Source organism: Nioella nitratireducens (genome assembly GCF_001879715.1).
Classification (GTDB): Bacteria; Pseudomonadota; Alphaproteobacteria; order Rhodobacterales; family Rhodobacteraceae; genus Nioella; species Nioella nitratireducens.
On record NZ_MNBW01000002.1, the window covers coordinates 83352 to 106359 of the forward strand.

21 protein-coding genes are annotated in these 23008 nt (G+C 64.2%); 4 read left to right on the forward strand and 17 right to left on the reverse strand.

Annotated features, from left to right (window positions below):
* Positions 1-18: 18 nt before the first annotated feature.
* On the reverse strand, positions 19-579 hold the full coding sequence (locus tag BKY27_RS01885) for a tetratricopeptide repeat protein (RefSeq protein ID WP_071672935.1): 561 nt from the start codon (positions 577-579) through the stop codon (positions 19-21).
* Between the two features lie 75 nt (positions 580-654).
* Here BKY27_RS01885 and BKY27_RS01890 point away from each other — a divergent pair, with 75 nt between their 5' ends.
* On the forward strand, positions 655-948 hold the full coding sequence (locus BKY27_RS01890; protein WP_071672739.1) for an SCP2 sterol-binding domain-containing protein: 294 nt from the start codon (positions 655-657) through the stop codon (positions 946-948).
* A 4-nt stretch (positions 949-952) separates the two neighbouring features.
* On the forward strand, positions 953-1903 hold the full coding sequence (locus BKY27_RS01895) for an alpha/beta hydrolase (protein ID WP_071672740.1): 951 nt from the start codon (positions 953-955) through the stop codon (positions 1901-1903).
* A gap of 16 nt (positions 1904-1919) precedes the next feature.
* On the opposite strand, the gene BKY27_RS01900 is transcribed toward BKY27_RS01895, so the two are convergent.
* From BKY27_RS01900 to BKY27_RS01940, 9 genes are all read right to left on the reverse strand, one after another.
* The gene (locus BKY27_RS01900; RefSeq protein WP_071672741.1) at positions 1920-2612 is read right to left on the reverse strand and encodes an ABC transporter ATP-binding protein; all 693 of its coding nucleotides are present in this window, start codon (positions 2610-2612) and stop codon (positions 1920-1922) included.
* A complete protein-coding gene (locus BKY27_RS01905; protein WP_071672742.1) occupies positions 2605-3894 on the reverse strand; it encodes a lipoprotein-releasing ABC transporter permease subunit in 1290 nt (429 codons plus the stop codon). The genes BKY27_RS01900 and BKY27_RS01905 overlap by 8 nt, the downstream gene beginning before the upstream one ends.
* A gap of 97 nt (positions 3895-3991) precedes the next feature.
* A complete protein-coding gene (locus BKY27_RS01910) occupies positions 3992-4486 on the reverse strand; it encodes a DUF2937 family protein (RefSeq protein ID WP_071672743.1) in 495 nt (164 codons plus the stop codon).
* Between the two features lie 149 nt (positions 4487-4635).
* Complete coding sequence (gene proS / locus BKY27_RS01915) at positions 4636-6036, reverse strand: proline--tRNA ligase (protein WP_071672744.1); 1401 nt, start codon at positions 6034-6036, stop codon at positions 4636-4638.
* 59 nt (positions 6037-6095) lie between these two features.
* Positions 6096-7340 carry a peptidase T gene (gene pepT, locus BKY27_RS01920; RefSeq protein WP_071672745.1) on the reverse strand — a complete coding sequence of 415 codons (1245 nt, stop codon included), beginning with the start codon at positions 7338-7340 and terminating at the stop codon, positions 6096-6098.
* A gap of 180 nt (positions 7341-7520) precedes the next feature.
* Positions 7521-9065, reverse strand: coding sequence for a Ppx/GppA family phosphatase (locus tag BKY27_RS01925; protein WP_071672936.1), 1545 nt, complete (start codon positions 9063-9065; stop codon positions 7521-7523).
* 63 nt (positions 9066-9128) lie between these two features.
* The gene (locus BKY27_RS01930) at positions 9129-11303 is read right to left on the reverse strand and encodes an RNA degradosome polyphosphate kinase (protein ID WP_071672746.1); all 2175 of its coding nucleotides are present in this window, start codon (positions 11301-11303) and stop codon (positions 9129-9131) included.
* A gap of 42 nt (positions 11304-11345) precedes the next feature.
* Entirely contained in the window at positions 11346-12014 is a 669-nt protein-coding gene (locus BKY27_RS01935; protein ID WP_071672747.1) for a P-loop NTPase family protein, read from the reverse strand.
* 3 nt (positions 12015-12017) lie between these two features.
* Entirely contained in the window at positions 12018-13094 is a 1077-nt protein-coding gene (locus BKY27_RS01940; RefSeq protein WP_071672748.1) for an AI-2E family transporter, read from the reverse strand.
* Positions 13095-13300: 206 nt separating this feature from the next.
* On the opposite strand from BKY27_RS01940, the gene nhaA reads away from it, so the two are divergent.
* Positions 13301-14491: a Na+/H+ antiporter NhaA gene (nhaA, locus tag BKY27_RS01945; protein ID WP_071672749.1), complete on the forward strand. Its 1191-nt coding sequence runs from the start codon at positions 13301-13303 to the stop codon at positions 14489-14491.
* A gap of 64 nt (positions 14492-14555) precedes the next feature.
* Here nhaA and scpA read toward each other — a convergent pair whose 3' ends face one another.
* On the reverse strand, positions 14556-16685 hold the full coding sequence (gene scpA / locus BKY27_RS01950; protein ID WP_071672750.1) for a methylmalonyl-CoA mutase: 2130 nt from the start codon (positions 16683-16685) through the stop codon (positions 14556-14558).
* A 147-nt stretch (positions 16686-16832) separates the two neighbouring features.
* On the opposite strand from scpA, the gene BKY27_RS01955 reads away from it, so the two are divergent.
* The gene (locus BKY27_RS01955; RefSeq protein ID WP_071672751.1) at positions 16833-17300 is read left to right on the forward strand and encodes a DUF4174 domain-containing protein; all 468 of its coding nucleotides are present in this window, start codon (positions 16833-16835) and stop codon (positions 17298-17300) included.
* Between the two features lie 81 nt (positions 17301-17381).
* On the opposite strand, the gene BKY27_RS01960 is transcribed toward BKY27_RS01955, so the two are convergent.
* The 6 genes from BKY27_RS01960 to BKY27_RS01985 all read right to left on the reverse strand — a co-directional run bounded on the left by BKY27_RS01960 (position 17382) and on the right by BKY27_RS01985 (position 22849).
* Positions 17382-19427, reverse strand: coding sequence for an acetyl-CoA carboxylase biotin carboxylase subunit (locus BKY27_RS01960; RefSeq protein WP_071672752.1), 2046 nt, complete (start codon positions 19425-19427; stop codon positions 17382-17384).
* Positions 19428-19566: 139 nt separating this feature from the next.
* Positions 19567-19773, reverse strand: coding sequence for a hypothetical protein (locus BKY27_RS01965; protein WP_071672753.1), 207 nt, complete (start codon positions 19771-19773; stop codon positions 19567-19569).
* Between the two features lie 253 nt (positions 19774-20026).
* The gene (locus BKY27_RS01970) at positions 20027-20401 is read right to left on the reverse strand and encodes a hypothetical protein (RefSeq protein WP_071672754.1); all 375 of its coding nucleotides are present in this window, start codon (positions 20399-20401) and stop codon (positions 20027-20029) included.
* Between the two features lie 61 nt (positions 20402-20462).
* Positions 20463-20855 carry a DUF6497 family protein gene (locus BKY27_RS01975; protein WP_071672755.1) on the reverse strand — a complete coding sequence of 131 codons (393 nt, stop codon included), beginning with the start codon at positions 20853-20855 and terminating at the stop codon, positions 20463-20465.
* Positions 20852-21196, reverse strand: a complete 345-nt coding sequence (locus BKY27_RS01980) for a hypothetical protein (protein ID WP_071672937.1) — start codon at positions 21194-21196, stop codon at positions 20852-20854. Before BKY27_RS01980 ends, BKY27_RS01975 begins: the two co-directional genes overlap by 4 nt.
* Positions 21197-21316: 120 nt before the next feature.
* On the reverse strand, positions 21317-22849 hold the full coding sequence (locus BKY27_RS01985; RefSeq protein WP_071672756.1) for an acyl-CoA carboxylase subunit beta: 1533 nt from the start codon (positions 22847-22849) through the stop codon (positions 21317-21319).
* Positions 22850-23008 lie beyond the last annotated feature (159 nt).

Here is a 23008-nt window from a genome sequence, read left to right on the forward strand (position 1 = left end):
CTTGTCAGGCGGTCCCCGTCAGAGGGCCGTGCCCCCGGCGGCGTGTTGCAGCCGATCCACCGCCGCTTGTAGGCTGGCCAGATGCGGATGTATAGCGGCCGCCCGTTGATAGGCCGCCAGAGCAGCCTCTTGATTGCCGATCTCTTCAAGAATCATGCCAAGCCCCGCCAACGCACCGTAGTGACGCGGTTCCAACGCCAGAACCTGGCGCAGGTCATTGATCGCAGGCCCGTAGAGCCCCGCCCCGAAATAGGCGGCGGCACGGGTGTTCCAGCCCTCGGCAAACTCGGGCGCGTGGTCGGTCAGCGCCGTGAGGTGGTCGATCGCGGCCTCGAAATCGCCCGCGTCCAGCGCCTGCTGGCCGCGCCGCAGCAACAGGTCCGCCGAGGCCGACCCCGACAGGTTGAGCTGGCGTTCGATCTGGCTCTCGACGCGCTGCCAGTCAGGCTCTTGCGGGTCGGCCAGACGGGTGAACAGCTCATCCAGATCGGACGCGCTGGCCACGGCCCCGGCAAGGACGATCACCAAGGCGATAGCTGCCGTCACGACAGTGTTGTATGTTGAGATCATATTCCGCATGGTCACTTCCGAATGTAACATCCGGGGCCGTGTGATCCAGTGATTTCCGGTCGTTTCCGTAACAGGAGGTTTCACATGAGCGAGATCATTTCCGCGGCGGTTGCCGCGCTTCAGGAAAAAATCGACGGCGGCTTTGACGGCTCGGCCAAATTTGCCATCGAAGGTGAAGGGGCCATCCTGATCGACGGCTCGGGCGTGCGCGCGGCCGAAGACGACGAAGACGCCGACGTCACCCTGTCAGCCGATGCAGACACCTTTCAGGAAATCCTGTCGGGCGAGTTGAACCCGACATCGGCATTCATGGGCGGGCGTCTCAAGCTCGACGGTGACATGGGCACCGCCATGCGCCTCGGGGGGATGCTCGGTTAAGGCGATGGAACCAGCCCCTTTCCTTCACGAGATCGCGGATGGACCAGCGGGTGGGCGCGCCTTCTGGCTGACCACCGATGACGGCACCCGCATCCGGCTGGGGGTCTGGCCTGCGCCCGAGGGCGCCAAGGGAACCATCCTGATGTTTCCGGGCCGCACCGAGTATATCGAGAAATATGGCCGTTTCGCGCGGGACATGGCCGCGCGTGGCTATGCGACGATCGCCATCGACTGGCGCGGGCAGGGTCTGGCCGACCGGCCCGCACATCGCCGCGACATGGGCCATGTCGTCAGCTTCGACGAATACCGTGAGGATGTGGCCGTGGTGCGCGCGGCGCTCGACACGCTCGACCTGCCGCAGCCCTGGTTCCTGCTCGGCCATTCCATGGGCGGGGCGATCGGCCTTCGGGCCTTGCATGACGGTCTGCCGGTGCGCGGCGCGATCTTCTCGGCACCGATGTGGGGTATTCGCATGTCGGGGTTTCTCAAGGCGATCTCGGGCGTGGTGCTGGGGCTGTCGAAACCGCTCGGCCTCGACAAGACCTTCGCCCCAACCACCGGCCCGTTCGAGCCGATGGTCTTCAACGACAACCCGCTGACCACGGACCGCGACAATTTCAACTACATGGAAGGCCAGGTCGAAAAGCACCCCGAGCTGGCCCTCGGCGGCCCGTCGATGCGGTGGGTCAACGCGGCCTTGGCCGAGACCGGAACCCTGCTGGCCATGGAGCCGCCGAACCTGCCCATGCTGGTGCTGCTGGGGTCGGAGGAAGCGATCGTGGAATCCAGCGCCGTGCATGAACGCGCGGCCAGTTGGCCGGGCAGCCGGTTGCAGATTATCGAGGGTGCGCGACACGAAGTGCTGATGGAAGCCCCCGACAAGCGCGACGCTTGTCTTGCCGCGATCACCAATTGGTGCGACCAGCTGGTGTCGGCCCCGCACCGGATGGTGTAGGGCCGCGCCAAACCGGTCAGCCGGTCGCGCCGTCGCGCAACGCGCCCTCTTCCAGGCGCAGAACCCTGTCCATGCGCGCGGCAAGTTCCAGGTTGTGGGTGGCGATCAGCGCGCCCATCCCGGTTTCCTTCACCAACCCCAGAAGCGCATCGAACACCGTGTCCGCCGTGGCCGGGTCCAGATTTCCCGTCGGCTCATCGGCCAACAGAACACGCGGGCGGTTGGCGAGCGCCCGGCAAAAGGCCACGCGCTGCTGTTCGCCGCCCGACAGGGCCGAAGGCCGGTGGTCGGCCCGCGCGGCCAGCCCCACGCGCGCCAGCAGATCCGCCGCCCGTGCCTCGGCCTCGGCCTTTGCAGTGCCGTGGGCCAGTTGCGGCAACACCACGTTTTCGGCGGCGGTGAATTCCGGCAACAAGTGGTGGAACTGGTAGATAAAGCCGACATGATCACGCCGCGCCGCCGTGCGCGCCCGGTCGCGCGCCTTGCTCAGGTTTTGGCCCGCGATTTCCACCGTGCCGCTATCGGGCGTGTCAAGCAGCCCCGCGATATGCAGCAAGGTCGACTTGCCCGCGCCAGAGGGTGCTACCAACGCCACGGCCTCGCCCGCCTCGATGGCCACCGACGCGCCGCGCAGCACGCGGATTTCGCCGGGCGTGCCCAGTTTGTAACCCTTCTCGATCCCGTCCAACCTCAGCACCACCTCACTCATAGCGCAGCGCCTCCACCGGGTTCATCCGGGCCGCGCGGCGGGCGGGAAAGATCGTGATCACGAAAGACAGACCAAGCGAGAGCGTCACCGCCGACATCACGTCGCCAACTTCCAGCCGTGCGGGCAAGGTGGACAGGAAGCGCACCGAGGGGTCCCAGACCCCGCCCCCCGCCATCCAGTTGACGAAGGCGAAGATCGGGTCGATCCAGATCGCGAAAGCACAGCCCAAGGCCACCCCCGCCAGCGTACCCGCCACGCCGATGGACGCGCCGCAAATGAAGAAGACCCGCAGGATCGAGCCTTCGCTCAGGCCCATGGTGCGCAGGATACCGATGTCGCGGCTCTTGTTCTTGACCAGCATGATCAGGCCCGAAACGATGTTCATCGTGGCAATCAGAACAAGGATCGAGAGGATGATGAACATCACGTTGTCTTCCATCTTCAACGCCTGCAGGAACGCCCCGGCACTGTCGCGCCATGTCCAGACATAGACCTGCGCATCGCCCGCCGCGCGCGTCAGCGACAGCACCATGGTGTCGACCGTATCGGGATCGGCAACCGTCAGCTCTATCTCGTCGGCAACGCCATCGCGGTTGAAATAAGTCTGCGCCTCGGCGAAAGGCATGTAGACGCGCACCCGGTCGATATCGTAGCGCCCGACCTGAAAGATATAGGCGACCTCGTAGGCCGACACGCGCGGGCTGGTGCCGAAGGCCGTGCGCGCGCCGTCGGGGGAAATCAGGCGGATGCGATCACCCACGCTGACCCCGAGTTCGCGCGCAACACCCATACCGATGGCAACGCCACCGCTGAAATCGTCAAGCCTGCCTTGTTGCTGTTCGGGATGGGCCACCAAGGGGATCTGGCCCAGATCGCCCGCAGTGATCCCCAGCACCTCGACCCCTGCATTGCGGCCGTTGGCGGTGGCCATGACCTGCCCGCGAATGACGGGGTAGGCATGGGTCACGCCGGGCACCGCACGCACAGCCTCGGCCACGGCGTCATAGTCATGCAGGGTTCGGTCGATGCGCCCGCCCTCGACCTGCCGCGCCAGCGGCATCAGGGTCGCGTGGGGATTCGCGCCAAGGATCGTCCCGACAAATTCATGCCGAAAGCCCGAGCGCACGGCGAGCGTGGCAATCAGCGCCATCACCGCCAGCGTGATGCCCAGAAAACTGATCCACGTCATCACGCTGACACCGCCCTCGGCCCGCTTGGCCCGGATGTAGCGCCACGCGATCATGAATTCGAAACCAGCAAAGGGTTTGGGCGGGGTTGGCATGGCTGCTCCTCAAGCACTCACGCCTCTCGGGGCGCGCTCGCGGCAAAGCCTAGCGCAAGCGGGGGATGGCGGAAACCGCCCTTCGTATCGGGTAGGGTCACGTTTCGGCGGGGCGCCGCCGACGCAAGAGCCGCGCCAGAAGCGCGACGATGGCAGCGAGCAGCCCGTATCCCGCGACGAACCCGGCCCCGGCAAAACCCAGCCCCGCTGGCGTAACCGGCAGGGCGGGCTGGAAATCTTCCATCGCGCGGCGCCCGATCTCGGCATCGAGCCGGGCGGGGATCAGCACGAACCGCTCTAGGGGCCCAGCTTCTCGCAGCAAGGAGAGGTCCGAAGACAGCGCCTCGTATCGGGTGATGGTTCGGGTCATGTCGGCATTGCGGGCGTTGAGGAAGGCAGAACCGGAAAGCTCGGCCAGCGCCTCGTCCCGCGTCAGGCCCGCGCCTTGCGCTGATCGGTCGAAATCGGCCACGACGACGGAGAGTTCGTCGACCGCCCCGGCAAGACGTTGCAGGTAGTTCTGCGATGCTTCGGGAAACTGCGCCAAGGCCCCTGCCCCGGCGATCCCTGCGACAAGGGCGAATGCTTTCATGGCGCTGCTCTGTGGGTTGCCTGTTTTGAAGCGAGGGTAGCACGGGCACTGGCGCCTGTCGCCAACACACCGCTCCCGGCCATCTCAAAGGCAAAGCCCTGCCTGTGCACCCCACGCGGTCCGACGATCACGCGGGGTGCAACTTCCGCCTACAGCCAGGTGTGGAAGCTGCGGCCCTTCATCGGCTCTTCCAGCGCGACGGCGGCGGGCGCATGGTGCGGCGCGTAGATTTCCAACACCTTCTTCACCGCGTCCGCAAGGCTCAACTCTTCACTTTCGCCGGTGCGGCGGCTGGTCAGTTCCACGACACCGTTCTTCAGGCCCCGTGGCCCCACGGTGATACGCCACGGCAAACCGACAAGATCCATCGACGCGAATTTCGCGCCCGCGCGTTCGTCGCGGTCGTCGTAGAGCGGCTCCAACCCGGCAGCGGTCAGCGCCCCGTAGAGCTTTTCACAGGCAGCATCGGTGGCCTCGTCGCCCTGGCGCAAGTTGACAATGCCGACATGGAAGGGCGTCACACCCTCGGGCCAGATGATGCCCTTGTCGTCGTGGCTGGCCTCGATGATCGCGCCCAGAAGGCGGCTGACGCCAATGCCATGGCTGCCCATGTGAACCGGAACCTGCTTGCCATCGGGGCCTTGCACGGTCGCGCCCATCGGTTCGGAATACTTGGTGCCGAAATAGAAGATCTGGCCAACCTCGATGCCACGCGCCACGCGGCGCCGTTCTTCCGGCACCTCGTTGAAGGCGTCCGCATCATGGGTTTCATCCGTGCGGGCGTAGCGCGAGGTAAATTCTTCAAGGATCGCCTGGCACTGTTCCTTGGATTCGTAGTCGATCTCGCGGTCACCGAACTTCAGGTCGGTAATCTCGGAATCGTAGAACACCTCGGACTCGCCGGTTTCGGCCAGCACCAGGAATTCATGGGTGTCGTCGCCACCAATGGGGCCGGAATCGGCGCGCATCGGGATCGCTTGCAACCCCATCCGCTCATAGGTGCGCAGGTAGCTGACGAGGTGACGGTTATAGGCGTGAAGCGCGTCTTCCCTGGTCAGGTCGAAATTGTAGCCGTCCTTCATGTAGAACTCGCGCCCCCGCATCACGCCAAAGCGCGGGCGGATCTCGTCACGGAATTTCCACTGGATGTGATACAGCGTCAGCGGCAAGTCCTTGTAGCTGGCCACATGGCTGCGGAAGATGTCGGTGATCATCTCTTCGTTGGTGGGACCATACAGCATGTCGCGGTCGTGCCGGTCGCGGACGCGCAGCATTTCCTCGCCGTAGTCGTCATAACGACCGGATTCGCGCCACAGGTCGGCGGGTTGCAGCGTCGGCATCAACAAGGGGATGTGCCCGGCGCGCTGCTGTTCCTCGTGCACAATCGCCTCGATCTTGCGCAGCACCTTGAAGCCAAGCGGCAGCCAGGAATAGATGCCAGCCGCCTGCTGCTTGATCATGCCGGCGCGCAGCATGTAGCGGTGGCTGACGATCTGGGCTTCGGCTGGGGTTTCTTTCAGAACGGGCAGGAAGTAGCGGGACAGACGCATGTGGGCAGACCTATCGGTTGGGTTTGACCCTGATTAGGGGAAAGGGCGCGCGGGGGCAATCAGGCTTGGGCCGCGCGGCCCACCAGCGACAGGCAGACCTTGGTCGCCAGCGCCATGTCCTGCACGCTGATCCATTCCAGCGGCCCGTGGATTTCCTGCATCCCGGTAAAGATATTGGGGCACGGCACCCCCATCTCGGTCAGGCGAGAGCCATCGGTGCCGCCCCGGATCGCCACCGATTGCGGGTCCAGCCCTTGGTCGCGATAGGCCGTGCGGGCCAGATCGACAGGCGCCATGTCGGTTTCCAGCCAGTAGCGCATGTTGCGATACTGGGGCCGGATGGCGCAGGTGATCTCGGCGCGCGGGTCCGTGGCGGCAACGGTGTCGCAGACCTGCTTCAGCAGCGCGCCCTTGGCTTCCAGCCCGTCCAGTTCGAAATCGCGCAGGATGAAATTCAACTCGGCCTCGGCGGCGGTGCCCGACATGGCATAGAGATGCAGGAAGCCCTGCTTGCCCTCGGTCACCTCCGGGGTCAGTGTGACATGCGGCAGGGTCTGCACGATCTTGGCGGCCAGATGCAGCGCGTTGACCAGCTTGTCCTTGGCCCACCCCGGATGCGCCGCAACGCCCTTGACCGTGACCACCGCGCCGTCGGCCGAGAAACTTTCGTATTCCAGATCGCCCGGGACAGAGCCGTCCAGCGTATAGGCGAAATCCGCCCCCAGGTCCTTGGGCAGCCGTTCATCGACGCCCCGGCCGATCTCCTCGTCGGGGGTAAAGGCCAGCCGGATCTTGCCATGCGGGATCGACCGGTCAGCCAGAAGCCGCGCCGCCATGGTCATGATGATGGCAATCCCCGCCTTGTCGTCGGCCCCCAGCAGCGTCGTGCCGCTGGCGGTGATGATGTCATCGCCGACCTTTTCGCCCAGATAGGGCGCATTTTCGGGCGACAGTTTCAGCCCAGGCGCGTCTGCAAAGGTGATGTCGCCGCCATTGTAGCCGCGATGGACGACGGGCTTCACTCCCTCGGCATGAAACGCCGGTGCGGTGTCCATATGGGCGCAGAACCCCACCACCGGCCCGGTTCCGTCGACCGTCGCCGGGATGGTGGCCAGCACCGCGCCATAGTCCGTCAGGGTCACCTCCTCGGCGCCAATCTCTGTCAGCTCCGCCACCAGCACCCGCGCCAGATCGAACTGGATCGCCGTGCTGGGCGATGTCGCAGATGTCTCGTCGCTTTGCGTGTCGATCGCGGCGTAGCGGACAAGACGGGTTTCCAGATCGGTATCGAACTCGGTGCGCATGGCAAGGTCCTTTCTGCTCGGCTCGCATCAGGGCCGAGCCTCGGCGCGGTGTCAAGCCGATCCGCAGGACGCATCGCGAAACCGGTCCTTGCCCTTCTTCTTGGTAAAAATACTCCGGGGAGCGCGAGGGGCAGCGCCCCTCGCCCGTGTCGGCGCCGCAAGGCGACGACACCCGGCCGGTTAGCCGCCCTTGACCACGGAGTCCGCGCCGATTGCCCCGGCCAACGCCTTGAACCGGGCCTGCGCCACTTCGCCGAAGAGGTCGCGCCCGGTGTCGGTCTTGAGCCGCAATTCCAGCACGCCTTTCTTTGGGTAGAGCTTCAATTCCCCATGGTCGAGGGGCCGCTCCAGCGTGAACATGGCCCCGAAGCGCATGGCGCGGCCAAGGATCTCGGCCTCCAGCACGTCCTTGTCCGACAGCAGCGTAGTCAGGTCCGCGATCTGGGTGCCCTTGCGGCTGGACTTGTAGCGATGCTGCAAAGCCAGCCCCAGAAAGACCCGTTCGGGGTGGGTCAGCCCGCCAAGGTTGGCGCGGGTGGCGTTGTCGAAACAGACCTCGGCACGATAATCGGGATGGGCCCGCCAACTGACATCATGCAGCAGGCAGGCTGCCCGCATCACTCGTTTGCGGGCCGGGGTCACGCGCCCGAAGAGCGGCTCGATAAAGCGATACAGCGCCCGGCCAAAGCCCGGCATCCGCGCATTGGCCAGTTCCATGTGATAGGCCGCCTCGATCAGCGGATCGCGCTGGCGCTGCTCTTCCGACATCTGCTCGTACAAAAGACCTTCGCGGATGCCGTAGGACGAGATCGCCACTTCGTCCGGCTTGAAAGCGCGCACCAGTTCCTTGAGCACCAGCGAGGCCAGCGGCACCAGCCGCATCCGCTCGGCGCTGGTGCCGGTATCGCCGCGCAGGTCGTCCAGATCGGACGTCTCGATGAAGGAGATGGTGTCGCGGATGTCCTTGCGGGTCATCCGATATTCATGCAGCACCTTGAGCGGATAGCCCCGCCGTTCCATGTCGATCCGCGCAATGGCCCGCCACGACCCGCCCACCAGGAACAGCCGACCGGGCTTGGACGGGAATGTCTCGCCCAGTTCGGAAATGGTGGCCTTGATCCGCGCCTTTATCGCCTTCTTGCCGCCCTTCAGCCCCTGTAGCTTGAGCGGCCCAAGCGGCGAGGTTTCGCGTTGCCCGACCTGCCCGTCGCCCAGAAGCTCGGCCAGTTCCATGGACGAGCCGCCGATATCGCAGATCATGCCTTGTGCGCCCGGCCAGCCAAGCAATACCCCCTGCGCAGATAGCCGCGCCTCTTCGCGCCCATCGACGACATGGATCTTGAGGCCGGTTTCTCGCTCGGCTTCGGCGCGGAACTCCGGCCCGTCCTCGGCCTCTCGCACAGCAGCGGTGGCCACGGTCACAAGCGTGCTGACGTTCATTCCCTTGGCAAGGGCTGCGAACCGTTTGAGCGCGGCCAAGGCCCGTGGGCGGCCCTCCGACGACAGGCGCCCGGTTTCCGAGAAGCCGGCGCCAAGCCCGCAGAGGATCTTTTCGTTGTAGAAATAGGCTGGCGAGCGCGCCGCGCCATTGAAGACGACCAACCGGACCGAGTTAGATCCGATATCAATAACCCCGACCCGGGCCAACGCCCGCGCCTTGGGATCTTCGAACAGAGGAGTGCCGAACAGCCCCCCATCCGCCTTGGTCCCGGACCCCGCCAGCATCGGGTCCGCCAGTTCGGCTTGTCGCATCATGGCATTGGTCATTGCACGCGGCGGATACGCAGGTCAATCGTGCGAATGGGTCAATTCCGGCACGTCCTTGGCCCCCGCAGAGCCGCGCCCCGACAGCGACGGATACTGCATGAAGAACCGGTGGCAGGAAAACGGCTTGTCGATCTTGTCCAGATCGGGCCGCACGAAGGTGCCATCGGCCTGCAATACCCAGCTTTGCGCCACATCGGCAAGGTTCGCCGCCATGATCTGATCGACGATCTGCGCTTTCACGGTGGGATTGGTGCATTCCACCAGCGTTTCCACCCGGCGGTTGAGGTTGCGCCCCATCCAGTCTGCCGAGCTGATATAGACGCGTGCCTTTTTCGACGGCAGCCCCTGCCCGTTGCCGAAGCACACGATCCGGCTGTGTTCCAGGAAGCGGCCAACGATCGACTTGATGCGGATATTCTCGCTCAGGCCCTTCACGCCGGGGCGCACGCCGCAGATGCCGCGAATGATCAGGTCGATCCGCACCCCAGCCTTGCTCGCCTCGTAGAGTGCGTCGATCACGTCCGGTTCGATCAGGCTGTTCATCTTGGCCCAGACCGTCGCGGGCCTGCCTGCCTTGGCGTGGGCGATCTCGGCCTTGAGGCTGTCGAGCAGGGTCTTTTTCATCGACAAAGGCGAGATCGACAGGTTCTCCAGCCCCTCGGGCTCGGCATAGCCGCCGACATAGTTGAACACCTTGGTGGCATCGCGCCCAAGCGCGTCGTCGCAGGTGAACAGGCTGAGGTCGGTGTAGATCCGCGCGGTGATCGGGTGGTAGTTGCCGGTGCCGAAATGGGTATAGGTCACCAGCCGGTCGCCTTCGCGCCGGACCACGGTGCTGATCTTGGCGTGGGTCTTGTAGTTGATAAAGCCGTAGACCACATGCGCGCCCGCCCGTTCCAGCTTGCGCGACTGGCGGATATTGGCGGCCTCGTCGAACCGGGCCTTGAGTTCGACCAGCGCGGTCACCGACTTGCCGTTTTCCGCGGCTTCGCAAAGCGCGTCGACGATGGGCGATTCATTCGAGGTCCGGTAAAGCGTCTGCTTGATCGCCACAACATTGGGATCGCGGGCCGCCTGCGCGAGGAAGCGGATCACCATGTCGAAGGTCTCGTAGGGGTGATGCAGCAGCATGTCCTTTTGCCGAATGGCCGAGAACATGTCGCCTTCGTGGTCCTGCACCCGTTCCGGCACGCGGGGGGTAAAGCTGGGCCACAGCAGGTCGGGCCGCGCGTCCAGCACAAGCTCCTTGAGCCGGGCAAGGCCGATCATGCCGCGCACTTCGATCACCTCGTCGCCGCTGACGTCGAGCTGTTCGATGATTTCCTCTTTCAATGAGGCAGGCGCACCAGCCGAGAATTGCAGACGCACGACATGGCCACGGCGACGGCGCTTGAGCGCGGTTTCAAACTCGCGCACCAGATCCTCGGCCTCTTCCTCGACTTCGAGATCGCTGTCGCGCAGCACCCGGAAACTGCAAGAGCCGGTCAGCGTGTAGCCCGGAAAAAGCGCGCCGATATGCAGAAGCAGCAGTTCCTCAAGCGGCAGGAACCGGGCCTCGCCCTCGGGCGCGGGCAGGCGCACGAAGCGGTCGATCTGGGTCGGGATCGGCAACAGGGCCTGCAAGCTGCGCCCATCCTTTTCGCGCTTCATTTGCAGCGCCAGCGAGAAGCCTTCGTTGGGGATGAAGGGGAACGGATGCGCCGGGTCGATGGCCAGCGGCGACAGCACCGGGAAAACCTTGGTCAGGAACACCTCTTCCAACGCCTTCTTGTCCGCCGATTTCAGCGCCGAGCGTGTCACGACGGTGATGTTCTCTGCCTCAAGCTCGGCCTTGATCGTGTTCCATGCCGCCTGCTGCGACTGCATCAGGCGCCGTGCGTCGGCGTTGATCAGCTTGAGTTGCTCGGCCGGGGTGCGGCCATCGTCAGAGGGCGTGGTGTTGCCCTCGTTGGCCAGTTCGCGCAGGCCCGCGACGCGCACCGTGTAGAACTCATCGAGGTTGGCCGACGAGATCGACACGAAACGCAGGCGTTCCAACAGTGGCACACGCGGGTTCTCGGACTCTTCCAGAACGCGCCAGTTGAAGGCGAGCCAGCTGAGTTCACGATTGAAGAACCGTTGCGGACCATTGGTCTGCGCCTCGGGCAATTCGACCGGGTCGGGAAGCGGGGCGTTGAGAAAATCGGCATTGGTCATGGGGGCGTCCGATAGTGCTGACGTGTGACAAGAGCGTGACAATCAATCCGCCATTTCTGCAAGCAGCGTAGCGATCATCGGTTTGGTCGGCCGCGTCTTATCACGAAGTGCGCGGGCATCTATGGCCTCGATCAGCCGCCGGGCAGCGGCGAAAGAACGCTCCATCCGCAGCAGCGCGTAGGACATCAGGTCGGGGCCAAGGGCAAGCTGGCGATCGGCGGCAAGCTTGACCATGACAGCAGCAAGCAGGGCATCGTCCGGCGCGTCCAGTTGCAAGACGCCCGCTTGCTGAATACGGCTTTTCAGATCGGGCAGCGTGACCGGCCATCGTGCGGGCGCAAGGCGCGCGGTCAACAGCAGCCGCCCCCCTTGCCCCACCACGGCGTTGTGCAGATGGAACAACGCGGTCTCGGCGGCCTCGCCCTCGAGTCGGTCGGCATCCTCGACCACCAGCATCGGGCCCGGCGCCTCGGGTGTCAGCCCCGCCACCGATGCGCCCTCGATCACCTCGGCACCGGTCATCGCGGCCCAGACATGGGCCAGATGCGTCTTGCCCGACGCCTCGGGACCGGCCAGCACCATCTTTCCATGCGGCCAGTCCTGCCAGCCATCGATTCCGGCAACCGCCACGGCATTTGCAGACGAGACGAAAAAGTCGTCGCGCCCCAGTGCGGTGCGAATTGGCAGGTCCAGAATAAGTTGCTCGGCCATGGCTCAGCTATCGTCGTCTTGGCCTGCGGCTTCAAGCCCTTTGTAAAGCCGCCCCTCTCGGTATTGCGACAGGCCATAGCGCACCAGCACCCCGATCATCGCCGCCATCGGGACAGCCACCAGCATCCCCACGAAGCCAAAGAGCGAGCCGAAGGCGGCAAGCGCAAAGAGCAGCCAAACCGGGTGCAACCCGACCGAGCTGCCGACGAGGTTCGGCGTCAGGATATTGCCCTCGACCGCCTGCCCGATGACGAAGATCGCGGCGACCGCAATGATCCAGCCCCATTGCCCCCAGAACTGGAACAGGGCCAGCCCCACCGACAAGACCCCCCCCACCATTGCACCGACATAGGGAATGAAGGTCAGCAAGCCCGCCGTCAGCCCCACCACAAGGCCGAATTGCAGCCCCACCAGCATCAGCGCAATGGCATAGAACGTGCCAAGGATCAGGCAGACCGTCCCCTGCCCGCGCACGAAACTGGCCAGCGTCTTGTCGATGTCTGCCGCCAGCCGCCGGATCACCGGGGCATGGTCGCGCGGCAAAAGCTCATCAATTGCGGCGGTCATCCGGTCCCAGTCCAACAGCAGGTAAAACGCTACCACCGGAGAGACCACCAGCACCACCAGCCCGTTCAGTGCCGACGTGGCCGAGGACAGGACCGATGACATGACCGAGCCGATCTGCGACCGTGCCGAGGCCAGAATATCAGCCACGGCCTGCCGCACCACCGACTGCTCGTTGAACAGTGACGGGAACTGGTCGGCGGTAAAGCCGCGCACGGTTTCATAGAGATCGGGCGCGGTCTGCACCAGCGCGATGATCTGGCTGATCAGCAAGGGCAGGACCAGCACCAGCGTCAGGATGCCAAGCAGCACCACGATGGCGAAGATCACCACCGTAGCCGTGATGCGGGACAAGCCGCGCCGTTCCAGCTTGTCGGCCAACGGGTCGAGACAATAGGCAATCGCACCGCCCACCACGAAGGGCAGCAACACCTGCCCGAGGAACCACATCAGCAGAAAGAACACCGCCGTAGCGATCCCCCAGATCGTCGCTTGCTGTTTTACGGGCAGGGCCATCTTGGCTGCGTCCTATGCTGGAATCCGCACGCAGTGCGCGCGGCTGTGTCTGCCCCAAGCTGCCCGCCTGTCGCGGGCTTTTCAAGCCAAGCCAGCGCCCGGGGCGGTATTTTCGCCACTATGGATCGAATTTCCGACAAAAATCGTTGAATACCGCCTCTCACCCCCCATCTGCCTACTCGAACAGATAATTCTCAGGGGACAACATGCTGCTACGCGCCATTGACAGGTTTTTTTCACATGAAGCTTCGGGCGGGATTTTATTGGGCCTGTCGGCCATCGCTGCCCTGATCGTGGCCAATACCGGCCTGCAACCGTTGTATGACTGGCTGCTAAACCTGCCTTTTGCAGTCACGCTGAACGGCGACGGGCTGGAAAAACCCCTGATCCTGTGGATCAACGACGGGCTGATGGCGATCTTCTTCTTCCTCATCGGGTTGGAACTGAAACGCGAAATCCTTGAAGGCAAGCTCAAGAACCCGCGCGATGTGATCCTGCCGGGCCTTGCCGCCGTGGGCGGCATGGCCGTGCCGGCGGTGGTCTTCGCGTTTTTCAACTGGGGCAACCCCGAGACCATCAGCGGATGGGCAATCCCCGCCGCCACCGACATTGCCTTCGCGCTCGGCGTGCTGGCCCTTGTGGGTTCTCGCGTGCCGGCCGCGCTCAAGGTGTTCCTGCTGACGCTGGCCATTCTCGATGACCTGGGCGCCATCGTGATCATTGCGCTGTTCTACACGGCTGACCTCAAGACCACCTACCTGATGCTGGCGCTGCTGCCGCTGGCCGCGATGCTTTGGATGAACATGAAGGGCGCGCACCGGGTGGCACCAATCCTGTTGCTTGGTTTGGTGCTGTGGGTTCTGGTGCTGAAATCGGGCGTTCACGCAACGCTGGCTGGTGTTATCACCGCCTTCCTGATCCCGCTCAAGGACAAGTGGGGCAAATCTCCGCTGCACGCGCTGGAGCATGGGCTCTCACCCTATGTCCTGTTCTTCATCGTGCCGGTTTTCGCCTTTGCCAATGCGGGCGTGGCACTGGACAGCATTGCCCTGTCCGACATGCTGGCCCCGCTGCCCCTGGGCATCGCGCTTGGCCTTGTCATCGGCAAGCAGGTGGGCGTGTTCGGCATGGCGTGGCTGGTGGTGAAGCTGGGCTTTGCGCAACTGCCGAACGCGGTGACGTGGCTGCATATCTACGGTCTGGCCTGTCTTGCGGGTATCGGCTTTACCATGTCGCTGTTCATCGGGTCGCTCAGCTTTGCCGATCCAGCGATGATGGACGCGGTCCGCTTGGGCGTGCTCTCGGGGTCACTGGTGTCGGGGCTGCTCGGCTATGCGGTTCTTCGCTTCAGCAGTGCCCCGGCGGAAGACACCGCCGCCCCGGCCGTCATTCGCTGACCACTGTCAGATCACGAAAAAGGCCCCGCAAATCACGGGGCCTTTTTAACATGTCCTCTGGCACTCAGCCGCGCGCTGCGCGCACCAGCTTGAGGATATCGCGCGCCGCGTCGGGAATGTTGGTGCCCGGGCCAAAGATGGCCTTCACACCCGCGTCTTGCAGGAACTCGTAGTCCTGATGCGGGATGACGCCGCCGCAGATCACGATGATATCCTCGGCGCCCTGCTCTTTCAGCGCGGCGATCAGCTTGGGCGCCAGCGTCTTGTGGCCCGCCGCCTGCGAGGAAATCCCGACGATATGCACATCGTTGTCAATGGCATCCTGCGCGGCCTCTTCCGGGGTCTGGAACAGCGGGCCGACATCCACGTCGAACCCGATATCGGCGAAGGCCGTGGCGATCACCTTTGCGCCCCGGTCGTGCCCGTCCTGCCCCATCTTGACGACCAGCATTCGGGGGCGGCGGCCTTCTTCTTCGGCGAAAGCGTCCACATCCTTCTGGATCGCGGCAAAGCCTTCATCCCCCTCGTAGGCAGCGCCATAGACCCCGGCCAGCGTCTTGACCTCGGCGCGGTGGCGGCCGAATTCCTTTTCCATCGCCATGCTGATTTCTCCGACGGTTGCGCGGGTGCGGGCCGCTTCCACGGCTGCCTCCAGCAGGTTGCCGCCCTCTTTGGCGCGGCGGGTAAGCTCGTCGAGCGCGGCCTGACACGCGGCCTCGTCGCGGGTGGCGCGGATCTTTTCCAGACTGGCGATCTGGCCTGCGCGCACCTTGACGTTGTCGACGTCGAGAATGTCGATCGGGTCTTCATGATCCTTGCGGTACTTGTTGACGCCGACGATCACTTCTTCGCCCCGGTCGATCATCGCCTGACGCCGCGCCGCCGATTCCTCGATGCGCAACTTGGGCATGCCCGAGGCCACGGCCTTGGTCATGCCGCCCATCTCCTCGACTTCCTCGATCAGTGCCCAGGCCTTCTCGGCCAGTTCGGCGGTCAGGCTTTCGACGTAGTAAGACCCCGCCAGCGGATCGACCACGTTGGTGATGCCGGTCTCTTCCTGCAAGATCAACTGCGTGTTGCGGGCAATGCGGGCGCTGAATTCGGTCGGCAGGGCAATCGCTTCGTCCAGCGCGTTGGTGTGCAACGACTGCGTGCCGCCAAGCGCTGCCGCCATCGCCTCGTAGGCCGTGCGGATGACGTTGTTGTAGGGGTCCTGCTCCTGCAAGCTCACGCCGCTGGTCTGGCAATGCGTCCGCAGCATCTTGGAGCGCGGGTTCTTCGCCCCGAACTCATCCATGATGCGGTGCCACAGCAGCCGCGCGGCGCGCAGCTTGGCGGCCTCCATGAAGAAATTCATGCCGATGGCGAAGAAAAAGCTCAGCCGCCCAGCGAACTTGTCCACGTCCATTCCGGCCTCGATCGCGGCGCGCACATATTCGCGCCCATCGGCCAGGGTATAGGCCAGCTCTTGCACCAGGTTCGCGCCCGCTTCCTGCATGTGATAGCCGGAAATCGAGATCGAGTTGAAGCGCGGCATCTCGTTCGAGGTATATTCGATAATGTCCGAGATGATCCGCATCGACGGCTCGGGCGGATAGATATAGGTATTGCGGACCATGAACTCCTTCAGAATGTCGTTCTGAATGGTCCCCGACAGCACGTCACGGGAATGGCCCTGCTCTTCGCCGGTGACGATGAAATTGGCGAGGATCGGAATGACCGCGCCATTCATGGTCATCGACACGGAAATCTGATCCAGCGGGATGCCGTCGAACAGGATCTTCATGTCCTCGACGCTGTCGATGGCGACGCCTGCCTTGCCCACATCGCCCTCGACGCGCGGGTGGTCGCTGTCATAACCCCGGTGCGTGGCAAGGTCGAAGGCGACCGAGACGCCCTGTTGCCCGGCGGCCAGCGCCTTGCGGTAGAAGGCGTTGGAGTCCTCTGCCGTGGAAAAGCCCGCATATTGCCGGATCGTCCACGGGCGGCCCGCATACATCGTGGCCTTGACGCCCCGGGTAAACGGCTCTTGCCCCGGAACGCTGCCCATATGCGGCAGCGCGGCGGTGTCGTCTTGGGTGTAGAGGGGCTTGACGGTGATCCCCTCCAGCGTGTCCCAATCCAGGGCCTCCAGCGGACGGCCCCGCAATTCCTTTTCGGCCAGCTCGCGCCAGGCGTCGGTCTTTTCGCTCATCGTGTCCGGTCCTCTCTTGCTTCGCTCTGCGCGGTGTGGCCGGTGGCCCCCGCCCGCGCGGCGTCCCGACGCGGGGGGTGCCCCGCGCAATCATCCCTCTTCGCTTTCGCGCAGACCCCGCCTATATCTTTGACAAACGGAGGTTCCATGCGCGCAGCCCTATCCCTGATCCTCGCCGTCGCGATCGCCCTGCCCGGGCTGGCGCTGGCGCAGGACGTTCCCCCCACGCTGACGGAAGAGGCCGAAGACGCCCCCCCGACGCTTATGATCATCGACGCGGCCGAAACCACGCTGGACGAGCATTTGTGGGCCTCTCGCCCGCTGGTCGTCTTTGCCGACACCCCGCGCGACCCGCGCTTCCAGGAACAGCTCGACCTGCTGCTGGCCCGCCCCGGCCCGCTGATCGAGCGGGACGTGGTGGTGATCTTCGACTCCAACCCCGACGGAAACAGCGCTATCAGGCAGCATTTGCGCCCGCGCGGCTTTTCGCTGGTTCTGCTGCAACGCGACGGGCAGGTCGCGTTCCGCAAGCCCAACCCGTGGGACGTGCGCGAAATCACCCGTGCCATCGACAATTTGCCGATGCGGATCGAAGAGATCGGCCAGTCGCAGTAACCCTGCGGGGGCCGGGTCGCCCGGCCCGAACTGCGCCGCTGGCGGAAAGCCAAACATATCCGGGCCGCGCAGGTCATCGCCTTATTCGAACTCCATGATCACGTCGTCCACCGCCAGGCTGTCGCCGGGGCCGGCATTGACCTTGGCGACCACGCCCTTGCGCTCGGCGCGCAGGATGTTCTCCATCTTCATCGCCTCGACCGTGCAGAGCGCCTGGCCCTCCTGCACCTCTTGCCCCACCTCCACGTCGACCTTCACGATCAGGCCAGGCATTGGGCACAACAACAGCTTGGACGTGTCGGGCGGCAGTTTTTCCGGCATCAGCGCGGCCAGTTCGGCTTGGCGCGGCGTGCGCACGACCACCTTCAGATCCGCCCCGCGATAGCGCAGACGCGCACCGCCGCGAATGAACTCGGTCTTCACGATCATCGGCGCGCCGCCCACGGTGCCGCTGAATACGGTGTCGCCAAGCGTCCAGTCCGACACCACCCGCAGCGTGGTGCCATCCGCCAGCCGCACATCGGTGCCGCCATCGGCATGTTCCACATGCACCGGGACCGCCTCTTTGCCGATGAAGGCCACCCAATCGGGATCGACACGGCGTTTGTGGTTGGCCATCGCACCCGAAATCTGCGCCGCGCGCTCTTCCTTCAGGATCTTCAAGTGGGCGGCCACGGCGGCAAGCCGCTCGACCGTTTTCTGGTCCGGCGTCACGCCTGCGAACCCGTCAGGGTATTCCTCGGCGATGAAAGCCGTGGTTATGTTGCCGGAGGTGAACCGGGGGTGGTCCATCACGGCTGCAAGGAAGGGCAGGTTGTGGCCAATGCCTTCCACCTCGAACGCGTCGAGCGCGTTGCGCATCGCCTCGATGGCCTCGGCGCGGGTCGGCGCCCATGTGCAGAGTTTGGCGATCATCGGGTCGTAATACATGCTGATTTCGCCACCTTCGAACACGCCGGTATCGTTGCGCACGGCGATCTCTCCGGCGGGGGCGTCGCCCTGCCATTTGCCATTGGCCAAAAGCGGCCCGGCAGCGATTTCCAGCGGCGGGCGATAGCGGGTCAGCCGCCCGATCGACGGCAGGAAATTGCGATAGGGATCTTCCGCGTAGAGGCGGTTCTCGATGGCCCACCCGGTCAGCTTCACATCGTCTTGCGTGATGCTGAGCGGCTCGCCAGCGGCGACGCGGATCATCTGTTCCACAAGGTCCACGCCGGTGATCAGTTCGGTCACCGGATGTTCCACCTGAAGGCGGGTGTTCATTTCCAGGAAGTAGAAGTTCTTTTCGCCATCGACGATGAATTCCACGGTGCCCGCGCTGGCATAGCCCACGGCCTTGGCCAGCGCGACGGCCTGTTCGCCCATGGCGCGGCGTGTTTCTTCGTCGAGGAAGGGCGACGGCGCCTCTTCCACCACCTTCTGGTTGCGGCGCTGGATCGAGCATTCGCGTTCGCCCAGATATACGCCGTTGCCATGCTGGTCGCAAAGCACCTGGATTTCGATGTGGCGCGGCTGCGTGACGAATTTTTCGATGAAGATCCGGTCATCGCCAAAGCTGCTGGCGGCCTCGTTCTTGGAGGATTGGAAACCTTCGCGCGCTTCCTCGTCGGTCCACGCGATCCGCATCCCCTTGCCGCCGCCGCCGGCACTGGCCTTGATCATCACGGGATAACCGATCTGGTTCGAGATCTTTACCGCTTCGTCGGCATCCTCGATCAGGCCCATATAGCCCGGAACCGTGCTGACCTCGGCCTCTTGGGCGATCTTTTTCGAGGTGATCTTGTCGCCCATGGCTTCGATGGCACCGACGGGCGGGCCAACGAAGGCCACGCCCTCGGCGGCCAACGCCTCGGCGAATTTGGCGTTTTCGGACAGGAACCCATAGCCCGGATGCACAGCCTTCGCGCCCGAGGCGCGAATGGCCTCCATCACCTTGTCGATGACGATATAGGACTGGTTGGCCGGGGGCGGGCCGATATGGATGGCCTCATCCGCCATCTGCACATGCAGCGCGTGCTTGTCCGCGTCTGAATAGATCGCGACGGTGGGAATCCCCATCTTGCGGGCGGTTTTCATGACGCGGCAGGCGATTTCGCCCCGGTTCGCGATCAGGATCTTGTTGAACATGGGTCCCTTGTCCTCCTCTTACGCCGGGGCCGTCGCGGCGGGCGTGAAAACGAAAAAAGACCACCGGGGGCTGTCAGCCCCTGATGGTCCGGTCACTACGGATGCGGTCTGCGCCGAAGCGCAGCCGTTATGCCTCAGTTCAGCGGCAGGCCCTGAACACTTCGTCGCAGAGCGCGCCAACAGCGGCGCCGCCGATGACACCGGTTGCAACACTGCCGCCCACGGCGGCTGCACCGACACCGCCGACAGCGGCGCCAACCGCCGCGCGGTCAAGGTCAGTCGTGGCGAAACAGCCCGACAGGCTGCCCGCAATGGCGCAAACCGCAACAATTCTGAAAATTCGCATCTTACTCGTGCCTCTTCCCGTTCTTTTTTTGCGTGGCGTGCGTCACCCTGTAAAAAAGACGGCCCGCCGTCATTGCCGACGGGCCGCTCTGAAGGGGAAGGGTAACACGTCACATTACCACCGACCCGGTTGAAGCTGGGGACTTGGGTCGGCAAGCTGACGTTTGCACGGGCTGCGCTGCCGGGAAAGCACTGATAGAGTCCGGCGAATATATGGGCGCAAAACTGCGCAATTCCGGGCAGCGTAGGCAGGTTCATGCCGACCCCTCTTCCCAGATGCCAGATCCATCGAACGCCTCGGGGAACGAGGCCCGCGCGCGGGGCACGTCCAGGCGCAACAGGGCCTCGTAATCGGACGGATCGAAGGGATCGTCGACGGCGATCACCTCTCGGCCAAACAGCCATGACAGGCGTCCGGCATCAAGGTTGCCGCGCGCGAAGGGATCTTCCCCGAAGAACAGCCACAGCGCCTCGACAAAGGCGGCGTCCGCGCGCCGGTCGGCGGGGCGACGGTCGGCAAAGCGTTCGCGGGCAACCAGCGGCGTCGGTCCGTTCTTGTTGTCGCGGCGAATGGTGAACTGGTAGTCGGTGCCCGGCATACGGCTGGGGAAACCACGATGCTTGATCATGCGCCTGCCCCCCCGATGAACCGGCAAACGGGGGCGAGGGGCGAAAGACAAGGCGATATCATCAGAAATCCTCCCAGATGCAGGCGCCGTCCTGAAGGCGGTATCCGGCGAAAACCTGCGTGACGTCAGGGGCGGGCGTGCCGCGTTCCACCATCTCGCTCATGATCTGCACGACGATCTGGTCGGGCGATGTCACCTGTTCCTGCGCGGCGGGCAAGCCCCATTCGGTGCAGAGCAGGACGGTATCCTCGGCCATGTCCGCCGCCGTGATCCGTTGCCCGGCCAGACCGGGGGCCAGCACCTGAAGGATCATCCAGGTTTCGCCACCGGGCTGTTCCTCCAACAGCGTGCCCGCGCGCTCGACCTCCAGCCCGCCGGGCAAGGTCATGGTCGCGCCGTCGTCCCGGCACCCTGCCAGCGCGGCCACGGCGAATATCAACAGCGCGCGCCTCATGTCCGTGCCCCGGCATGGGCCGCCCATCGGGCGCGGTTCATGGGACAGGACAGCACAGCCGCGATCCGGGTTTCGAGGCCCGCGCGGGGGGCGGGGCCCTCGACCCGCCCGCCCGCACGCAGCCTCAGCCCATGGTCCCGCTCCTCAACATGAACCACGGGGGAAAAGCCGCGCACGTCCTTCAAAGCGCGCCACATGTCCTGACGGACCTGTTGCGCAAGGCGCAGCTTTCCCATCTTGGGAAACTCGGCCATCACACCGATATCGAAACGCGGCGGCAGGCGCCGCGCCAGTGTGAGAGACGCGCCATCGCGCAGGATATGCCAGCGGCGCGCGCTCATGCGCGGCACGCTCCGATCCATATGACAATCTGTGTCTGGCACATCGTTTGGGTATCCTTGGGTTTCCCCCGCCCCACTGACCTGAAGAGGTATGGGACGGGGGCTGGCCGGGAAAGAAGCTCAAAGGGGAATGTTATCGTGCTTCTTCCACGGATTCTGTAGCCGCTTGCCCCGCAGCGAGGCAAAGGCCCGGCAAACGCGGCGGCGGGTGGACCGGGGCTGGATCACCTCGTCGATGAAGCCACGCTCGGCCGCGACGAAAGGGTTGGCGAACCGGTCTTCGTAATCGGCTGTATGGGCCGCGATCTTCCCGGCATCGCCCAGGTCGCCGCGGTGGATGATCTCGGTCGCGCCCTTGGCCCCCATCACCGCGATTTCCGCCGTCGGCCACGCATAGTTGAAATCGCCCCGGATGTGCTTGGAACTCATCACGTCATAAGCGCCGCCATAAGCCTTGCGGGTGATCACCGTCACTTTCGGCACCGTCGCCTCACCATAGGCAAACAGCAGCTTGGCTCCGTGCTTGATGACCCCGCCATATTCCTGGCTGGTCCCCGGCAGGAAGCCGGGCACATCGACAAGCGTCAGGATCGGAATTTCAAACGCATCGCAGAACCGAACGAACCGCGCCGCCTTGCGGGAACTGTCAATATCCAGACAGCCCGCCAGCACCATCGGCTGGTTCGCCACCACGCCCACGGTGGACCCTTCCAGCCGGATGAAGCCGGTCAGGATGTTCTTGGCGAAATCTTCCTGGATCTCGTAAAAATCGCCCTCGTCCGCGACCTTCAGGATCAGCTCTTTCATGTCATAGGGGCTGTTGGCGTTGTCGGGGATCAGCGTATCGAGGCTGTCCTCGATCCGGCCCGGATCGTCAAAGAACGGCCGGACGGGGGGTTTTTCGCGGTTGTTCAGCGGCAGGAAGTCGACGAGGCGGCGCACTTCGGCCATCGCTTCCACGTCATCGTCGAACGCGCCATCGGCGACCGAGGATTTCTTGGTATGGGTCGAGGCCCCGCCCAGTTCCTCGGCGGTCACATGCTCGTTCGTCACCGTCTTGACCACGTCGGGGCCGGTCACGAACATGTAAGAGCTGTCTTTCACCATGAAGATGAAGTCGGTCATCGCCGGCGAATAGACCGCACCACCGGCGCAGGGGCCCATGATGACAGAAATCTGCGGCACGACACCGCTCGCCATGATGTTGCGCTGGAACACCTCGGCATAGCCCGCCAGCGAGGCGACGCCTTCCTGAATGCGCGCCCCGCCCGAGTCGTTGATGCCAATCACGGGGGCGCCGTTCTGCACCGCCATATCCATGATCTTGCAGATCTTCTCGGCATGGGTTTCCGACAGCGAGCCGCCGAATACCGTGAAATCCTGACTGAAGACATAGACCATGCGGCCGTTCACCGTGCCCCAGCCTGTGACCACCCCGTCACCGCGCGGCTTGGAGGCCGCCATGCCGAAATCGGTGCAGCGATGGGTCTTGAACATGTCGAATTCTTCGAAAGACCCCTCATCCAGCAGCAGGTCGATCCGCTCGCGGGCCGTCAGCTTGCCCTTCGCATGCTGGCTGTCGATCCGTTTCTCGCCACCGCCCATGCGGGCCTCTTCGCGGCGATGCTCCAGTTCCTGCAGGATGTCTTTCATGGGTCCCCTTCCTCCCGTGCCACGCCATCGGGCGCGGTGCGAATTCTGCGGACACCCTAACGGCTGCGCGAGGCAATGCCAGAAGAATCCGGAATATTTGCAAAGTCCTTCGCTTTACAGAAGTTGCAATTGCAAATTAGCAAAGCATCGGGGATTCTG